The 7,558-nt window shown below is 71.9% G+C and carries 7 protein-coding genes; all 7 read left to right on the top strand.

Translation table 11 applies throughout. The annotated features are described in order from the left end of the window. Window positions 1-333 (top strand): transketolase C-terminal domain-containing protein (locus tag AC3WLN_RS23075; RefSeq protein ID WP_492485193.1); only part of this gene is annotated, 333 nt, incomplete at its 5' end. 163 nt (window positions 334-496) lie between these two features. Continuing rightward, window positions 497-1,519, top strand: a complete 1,023-nt coding sequence (gene hpnA / locus AC3WLN_RS23070; RefSeq protein WP_492485191.1) for a hopanoid-associated sugar epimerase — start codon at window positions 497-499, stop codon at window positions 1,517-1,519. Continuing rightward, window positions 1,519-2,430, top strand: a complete 912-nt coding sequence (gene hpnC / locus AC3WLN_RS23065; RefSeq protein WP_492485189.1) for a squalene synthase HpnC — start codon at window positions 1,519-1,521, stop codon at window positions 2,428-2,430. The genes hpnA and hpnC overlap by 1 nt, the downstream gene beginning before the upstream one ends. Then, window positions 2,427-3,281, top strand: a complete 855-nt coding sequence (gene hpnD, locus AC3WLN_RS23060; RefSeq protein WP_492485187.1) for a presqualene diphosphate synthase HpnD — start codon at window positions 2,427-2,429, stop codon at window positions 3,279-3,281. The genes hpnC and hpnD overlap by 4 nt, the downstream gene beginning before the upstream one ends. After that, complete coding sequence (gene hpnE, locus AC3WLN_RS23055) at window positions 3,281-4,585, top strand: hydroxysqualene dehydroxylase HpnE (protein ID WP_492485185.1); 1,305 nt, start codon at window positions 3,281-3,283, stop codon at window positions 4,583-4,585. The genes hpnD and hpnE overlap by 1 nt, the downstream gene beginning before the upstream one ends. A 39-nt stretch (window positions 4,586-4,624) precedes the next feature. Then, window positions 4,625-6,622 (top strand): squalene--hopene cyclase, encoded by a 1,998-nt coding sequence (gene shc, locus AC3WLN_RS23050; RefSeq protein ID WP_492485183.1) that lies wholly within the window; start codon window positions 4,625-4,627, stop codon window positions 6,620-6,622. A gap of 82 nt (window positions 6,623-6,704) precedes the next feature. Then, complete coding sequence (locus AC3WLN_RS23045) at window positions 6,705-7,421, top strand: phosphorylase (protein WP_492485181.1); 717 nt, start codon at window positions 6,705-6,707, stop codon at window positions 7,419-7,421. The last annotated feature ends 137 nt before the right edge of the window (window positions 7,422-7,558 follow it).

Genomic DNA, 7,558 nt, shown 5'->3' with positions numbered 1-7,558 from the left:
GTGAGCGTGGCGGATGCGCGCTTTGCCAAGCCGCTGGACGAGGCGCTGATCCTGGATCTCGCCGCGCGCCACGAGGTCCTGGTGACGCTGGAGGAGGGCTCGGTGGGGGGCTTCGGCGCGATGGTGCTGCACCTGCTGGCCGAGCGCGGCGCGCTGGATGCGGGCCGGGTCCGGGTGCGCACGCTGACGCTGCCCGACAGCTACCAGGACCACAACACCCCGGACGCCATGTACGCCGAGGCCGGCCTCGACGCTGCAGGCATCCTCAAGACCGTCAGGGACACCCTGCCCGAACGGAAGGCCGGCCAGTCGGGGCGCCTGCGCCTCGCCTGAGCCCCGGCGCCGACGCGCGGGCCACCCGGGCTTTGCAGCCCGGGTGTGGCTCCGTTGCGCTTGTCGGTGGGCGGTTTCGATGACAAAAGCGCGCCATTCGCGAGCCCGAACTCCGTTTCGGGCCCGTGCACGCGTGTAAGATCCTCAGACCCTTACGAGAGAAATGCCACAGGCGACCCCTTCCGGCCCGTTCGATGCCGGCCCGGTTCTCATCACGGGCGCGAGCGGTTTCCTGGGAGCGGCCCTGGTCGACGTCTTCCGCAACGCCGGCTTCCCGGTGCGGATCATGGTCCGGGCCACCTCGCCGCGCACCAACCTGACCTGGACCGACGTCGAGGTGGTCGAGGGCGACATGCGCGACCGTGCGGCCGTGGCGCGGGCGCTGCAGGGCCAGCGCTACCTCGTCCATGCCGCGGCCGATTACCGGCTCTGGGCTCCGGACCCGGAGGAGATCGTCGCGACCAATCGCGACGGCGCCGTGATCCTGATGGAGGAGGCCCTACGGGCCGGTATCGAGCGCATCGTCTATACCTCGAGCGTCGCCACCATCAAGCCGCACGACGACGGCACGCCGGCCGACGAGACCCGGCCCCTGACCCCCGCCACCGCCATCGGCGCCTACAAGCGCAGCAAGGTCGTGTCCGAGCGCGTGGTCGAGGAGATGGCAGCCCGCAACGGCCTGCCCGTGGTCATCGTCAATCCCTCGACGCCGATCGGTCCGCGCGACGTCAAGCCGACGCCGACCGGCCGCATCATCCTGGAAGCGGCCCTGGGCCGGATGCCGGCCTTCGTCGATACCGGCCTCAACCTCGCCCACGTGGACGACGTCGCCGCCGGGCACCTGCTGGCCCTGCGCCACGGCCGGACCGGCGAGCGCTACATCCTCGGCGGCGAGAACGTGCTCCTGTCGCAGATGCTGGCCGACATCGCCGGCATGGTCGGCCGCAAGGCCCCCACGGTGAACCTGCCCCGCGCCGTGGTCTATCCGATCGCCTACCTCTCCGAGCAGATCGCCCGCTTCACCGGCAAGGCGCCCTTCGCCACGATCGACGGCATCCGGATGTCCCGCTACCGGATGTTCTTCTCCGATGCGAAGGCGCGCGCCGAACTCGGCTACACCGCCCGGCCCTACGCGGAAGGCCTGTCCGACGCGATCGCCTGGTTCCGGCGGGAAGGACGCCTGTGATGAGCACGACGATCCAGACGGCAACCGAGGCCCGCACCGGCAAGGGCTATCGCGACGAGAACTTTCCCGTCGCGTCCCACCTGATCCACCCGAAGCATCGCGGCGCCATCCTGGCGTTCTACGACTTCGTGCGCGCCGGGGACGACGTCGCCGACCATACCGGCCTCTCGCCCGAGCGGAAGATCGCGCTCCTCGACGCCCTGGCCGCCGACCTCACCGGCAGCCGGCCGACGGATTCCGCGGCCGAGCCCCTGCGCCGCGAACTCGCCGCCCGTGGGCTCGCGCCGACGCACGCCCTCGAACTGCTCGACGCCTTCCGCCTCGACGCGCGCAAGAACCGCTACGCCGACTGGGACGAGCTGATCGCCTATTGCCGCCTCTCGGCGATGCCGGTCGGCCGCTACGTCCTCGACGTCCACGGCGAGGACCGCAGCGTGGTCTGGGGGCCGTCGGACGCGATCTGCGCCGCCCTCCAGATCATCAACCACCTGCAGGATTGCGGGAAGGACTACAAGGCGATCGACCGGGTCTACATTCCGCAGGACACCCTCGACAGCCACGGCGCCGCGATCTCGGAACTCGGGGCCGACAAGGCCTCGCCGGCCCTGCGCGGCGTGATCGCCGAACTGGCCGGGCGCACGATGGGGCTCCTCGACGAGGGTGCGGTGCTGCCCGACCTCATCGCCGACCTGCGCCTCAGCCTGGAGATCGCCGCGATCCACCGCCTCGCCGTCGTGCTGTGCAAGGGGCTGATGGAGCGCGATCCGCTCAGCGAGAAGGTGCATCACGGCAAGGCCGCCTTCGCCCTCACGGCCCTCGGCGGCATCGCCGCGACCCTGGCCCGCCGGCCCCTGCGCGGCCGGACCCTGCGGGCCCAGGCCGCGAAGGCGGCAGGGGGAGCCCGCCCATGAGCGCCACGATGTCCCCCGGGGCCGAGACCGCCGCCCGGCAGGGCGACGCGCTCCCGGCGAAGTCCTCCTCCTTCTACACGGCGATGCGGCTGCTGCCGCCGGATCGCCGTGCGGCGATGTATGCGGTCTACGCCTTCTGCCGGGCGGTCGACGACGTCGCCGACGACGGCGGCCCCGCCCCGGTACGGGCCGCCGAACTCGACCGCTGGCGCGCCGACATCGACGACCTCTATGCCGGCCGGCCGGCGCCGCGGGTGCAGGACCTCGTGGTCCCGATCCGCCGCTACGGCCTCCTGCGCGAGGACTTCCAGGCAGTGATCGACGGCATGGCGATGGATGCCTTCGAGGACATCGTCGCCCCCGACGAGGCCACCCTCGACCTCTATTGCGACCGGGTCGCCAGCGCGGTCGGCCGCCTCTCGGTGCGGATCTTCGGCATCGCCGAGAAGGCGGGCATCGCCCTCGCGCATCACGAGGGCCGCGCGCTGCAGCTCACCAACATCCTGCGCGACATCGACGAGGATGCGGCGCGCAATCGCCTCTACCTGCCGCGCGAGAAGCTGGCCGCCATCGGCCTGACCGCGCCGACGCCGCAGGCGGCCATCGACCATCCGCGGATCGGCGAGGTCTGCATCGCCGTGGCGCGCGAGGCCGAAGCCCATTACCAGGCGACCTGGGACATCATCGCGAAGTGCCCGCGCAAGGAGACCAAGGCGCCGCGCCTGATGGCGGCGGCCTACCGGCTCTACCTCGACGCCGTGCTCGCCCGCGGCTGGGAGAAGCCCCGCGCCCGGGTCAAGCCGGGCAAGCTCGCCCTGCTGGGCGTCGTCCTGCGGCACGGAATCCTGTGATGGCCGGAACGGTTCACGTCGTCGGCGCCGGCCTCGCCGGGCTGTCCGCCGCCGTCTCGCTGGCGGAGCGCGGCGCGCGCGTCGTCGTGCACGAGGCGGCCAAGCAGGCCGGCGGCCGCTGCCGCTCGTATTACGATCCGACCCTCGGCCTGACCATCGACAACGGCAACCACCTCCTCCTGTCGGGCAACACCTCCGCGCTCGCCTTCATGCGCACGATCGGCGCGCCGGAGAGCGCGCTGTCCGGCCCGGCCGAGGCGGCCTTCCCCTTCGCCGACCTGAAGACCGGCGAGCGCTGGACCCTGCGCCCCAATGCCGGCCGCGTACCCTGGTGGGTCCTGCAGGCGTCGCGCCGGGTGCCGGGCACCTCGGCCCGCGACTACCTCGCGCCCCTCGGCATCCTGAAGGCCGCGGCCGGCAAGGGCCCGGGTCAGGGCGGCACCATCGGGGAGAGCATGGCCTGCGAGGGTACGCTCTACGATCGGCTCTGGCATCCGGTGCTGCTGGCGGCCCTCAACACCGACCCGAAGGAGAGCGACACCGGCCTCGCGGCGACGATCCTGCGCGAGACGCTGGGGGCCGGCGGCAAGGCCTGCCGGCCGCTGGTGGCCGTGGGCGGCCTGTCGGCGGCCTTCGTCGATCCGGCGGTGGATTACCTAACGCGGCGCGGCGCGAACCTGCGCTTCGGCCACCGCCTGCGCAGCCTCGCCCTCGGGGACGGCCGCATCGCCGGCCTCGTCTTCTCCGACGAGACGATCGACCTGGCACCCGAGGACGCCGTGGTCCTCGCCCTGCCGCCCTGGGTCGCCTGCGATCTGCTCCCCGGCCTGCCGACCCCGCAGAGCCACCGCTCCATCGTCAACGCTCACTTTGCCGTGGTCCCGCCGCCGGGATCGCCGTTACTTCTCGGCGTGGTGAATGGAATGACGGAGTGGCTATTCGCCTATCCGGATCGTCTGTCCGTGACCATCAGCGGGGCCGACCGGCTCTTGGATGTACCGCGTGAAGATTTGGGACGTCAGATCTGGTCCGAGATCGTGACCTTGACCGGACTTGCGCCGGAACTGCCAAGCTGGCAGATCGTCAAGGAGAAGCGGGCGACCTTCGCGGCGACGCCCGCCGAGGCCGCGCGGCGCTCCGGCGCCGTGACGGCCCACGAGAACCTCGTCCTGGCAGGCGACTGGACCGCGACCGGCCTGCCTTCGACGATCGAGGGAGCGATCCGTTCGGGAACGACCGCCGCCCAGGCCCTCGCGACGAGGACCGGGACGTGCGGACAGGCACGAGCGCGCGGCGCGGCGTGAGGTATGGCGGCCGCCTGCGCGGCCGGTGAGGCGAGGACGATGCGGGAAGCATTCAAGAAGGTCGAGGCGCTGCAGCGCCCCAAGACTCAGGAGATCTCGCTCGAGGACGTCGAGCGGGGAATCGCGCGCGCCACGCAGGCCCTGACCGCGCTGTCGCACGACGACGGCCACCTCTGCTTCGAACTCGAGGCCGACGCGACGATTCCGTCCGAATACATCATGTTCCACCAGTTCCGCGCCACCGAGATCGCGCCGGAGCTGGAAGCCAAGATCGGCAACTACCTGCGGCGCACGCAGGGCAAGCACGGTGGCTGGGCCCTGGTCCATGACGGCCCGTTCGACATGAGCGCCAGCGTGAAGGCCTATTTCGCGCTCAAGATGAGCGGCGATTCGATCGAGGCGCCGCATATGCGCAGGGCGCGCGAGGCGATCCTGTCGCGCGGCGGTGCCGCCAATTCCAACGTCTTCACCCGCTTCCTGCTCGCGCTCTACGGCGAGGTGCCGTGGCGCGCGGTGCCGGTGATGCCGGTCGAGATCATGCACCTGCCGAAGTGGTTTCCCTTCCACCTCGACAAGGTCTCCTACTGGGCTCGCTGCGTGATCGTGCCCATGCTGGTGATCCAGGCGAAGAAGCCGCTCGCCCGCAATCCCCGGGGCATCGGCATTCCCGAGCTGTTCGTCGCCCCACCCCAGACCGTGCGCACCTGGCCCGGCAGCCCCCACGCCACCTGGCCGTGGACGCCGATCTTCGGCACCATCGACCGGCTGCTGCAGGTCACGCAGGACTATTTCCCGAAGAAGCGGCGCGCCCGCGCCATGGACAAGGCCGTGGCTTGGGTCAGCGAGCGCCTGAACGGCGACGACGGCCTCGGTGCCATCTTCCCCGCCATGGTCAACACGGTGCTGATGTACGACGTGCTCGGCTACCCGCCCGAGCACCCCCAGGTGCGGATCGCCTGCGAGGCGATCGAGAAGCTCGTGGTCGTCAAGGAGCACGAGGCCTACGTGCAGCCCTGCCTCTCGCCGGTCTGGGACACGGCGCTCGCCGGCCACGCGCTCCTCGAGGCCGGCGGCCCGGACGCCGAGCACCAGGCCCGGCGCGGCCTCGACTGGCTGAAGCCCCTCCAGGTCCTCGACATCAAGGGCGACTGGGCCGCGGGCCGGCCGAACGTGCGCCCCGGCGGCTGGGCCTTCCAGTACGCCAACCCGCACTTCCCCGACCTCGACGACACCGCCGTGGTGGTGATGGCGATGGACCGCGCCTCGCGCCAGCACGGCCTCGTGGCCGACGTGCCGGATTACGGCGCCTCCATCGCCCGGGCCCGCGAGTGGGTGGAGGGCCTGCAGTCGAGCGACGGCGGCTGGGCCGCCTTCGATGCCGACAACAACCACCATTACCTCAACCACATCCCGTTCTCGGACCACGGCGCCCTGCTCGATCCGCCGACCGCCGACGTCACCGCCCGCGTCGTCTCGATGCTGGCGCAGCTCGGCGAGACCCGCGAGACCTCCAAGGCCCTGGACCGCGGCGTCGCCTACCTCCTGAACGACCAGGAAGAGGACGGCTCCTGGTACGGCCGCTGGGGCATGAACTTCATCTACGGCACCTGGTCGGTGCTCTGCGCCCTGAACGCGGCCGGGGTCGATCCCGCCACGCCGGAGATCCGCAAGGCCGTCGCCTGGCTGATCCGCATCCAGAACCCGGATGGCGGCTGGGGCGAGGACGCCTCGTCCTACAAGATCGATCCGGCCTTCGAGCCCGGCTACTCCACCGCCTCGCAGACGGCCTGGTCGCTGCTGGCCCTGATGGCGGCGGGTGAGGCCGACGATCCGGCCGTGACGCGCGGCATCAACTACCTGACCCGCACCCAGGGGGCCGACGGTTTCTGGGCCGAGGAGCGCTACACCGCGACGGGCTTCCCGCGGGTGTTCTATCTCCGCTACCACGGCTACCCGAAGTTCTTCCCGCTCTGGGCCATGGCGCGCTACCGCAATCTCCAGCGCAGCAACACCCGCAAGGTCGCCTTCGGCATGTGATGCCAAGACTGGTGATGCCAAGGCTCATGATGCCGAGACTCGTGATGGGAACGGTCCGGGTCGCGGGCGATCGAGCAACGGCATGAGCACGGTCGCCCCCTCCGGCCCCCTCCCCGTCCTGGCGGTCACCGGCCTCGCCAAGGAGGCCCGCCTCGCCTCCGGGCCCGGCGTCCTCGCGGTCGGGGCCGGCGGCAATCCCGAGCGCCTGCGGGCCCTGCTGGCCGCGCGCCCCGGGCCCGGCTGCCGGGCCGTCGTCAGCATCGGCATCGCCGGCGGGCTCGACCCGGCCCTGGTCCCGGGCGACGTGCTGGTCGCGTCCGCCATCGTCACCCCCGCGCGGCGCTACCCGGCCGATCCGGCCATCGCGGCCGCCTGGATGCGCAGTCTCTCCGAAACGCCCGCCGGACCGGGACCGAGGGTCCGTGCGGGAATCCTGGCCGGCGTCGATGCGGCAGTGCTCGACGTGGCGGCCAAGGCGGCTCTGCGCCAAGCCACCGGCGCCGCCGGGGTCGACATGGAATCCCACGTCGCGGCCGCCTATGCCGAAGAGCACGGCTTGCCCTTCGCCGCCCTGCGCATCGTCTGCGACCCGGCCGAGCGCGCGATTCCCGCCTTCGCCGCGCAGGCCCTGAAGCCCGACGGCGAGCCCGACATCCTGGCGGTGCTCGCCGCCATCGCCCGTGCGCCGGGCCAGATCCCGGCCCTGATCCGCCTCGCGCGCGATTCCGGGCGTGCCTTCCAGAGCCTGACGCGGTGCCGGGCGCGGCTCGGCGCCGCCCTCGGTGTTCCGAATCCCTAGGAGATTCCCGAGCGCGGCGGATACCGGCTCGGGTGAGGACAGACGCGAGGGCCCGAGAGGTCGCGGCCCGGGTCGGGGCCTCGCCTCAGCGTCCGCCGGGGCCCCCGCCCGGTCCTCCACCACCGCCCGGTCCGCGC

The sequence above is a fragment of the Methylobacterium sp. FW306-05-D genome, assembly GCF_058782155.1.
The sequence above is the reverse complement of the archived record's forward strand: the minus strand, read 5'-3'. Positions and strand labels throughout refer to the sequence as shown.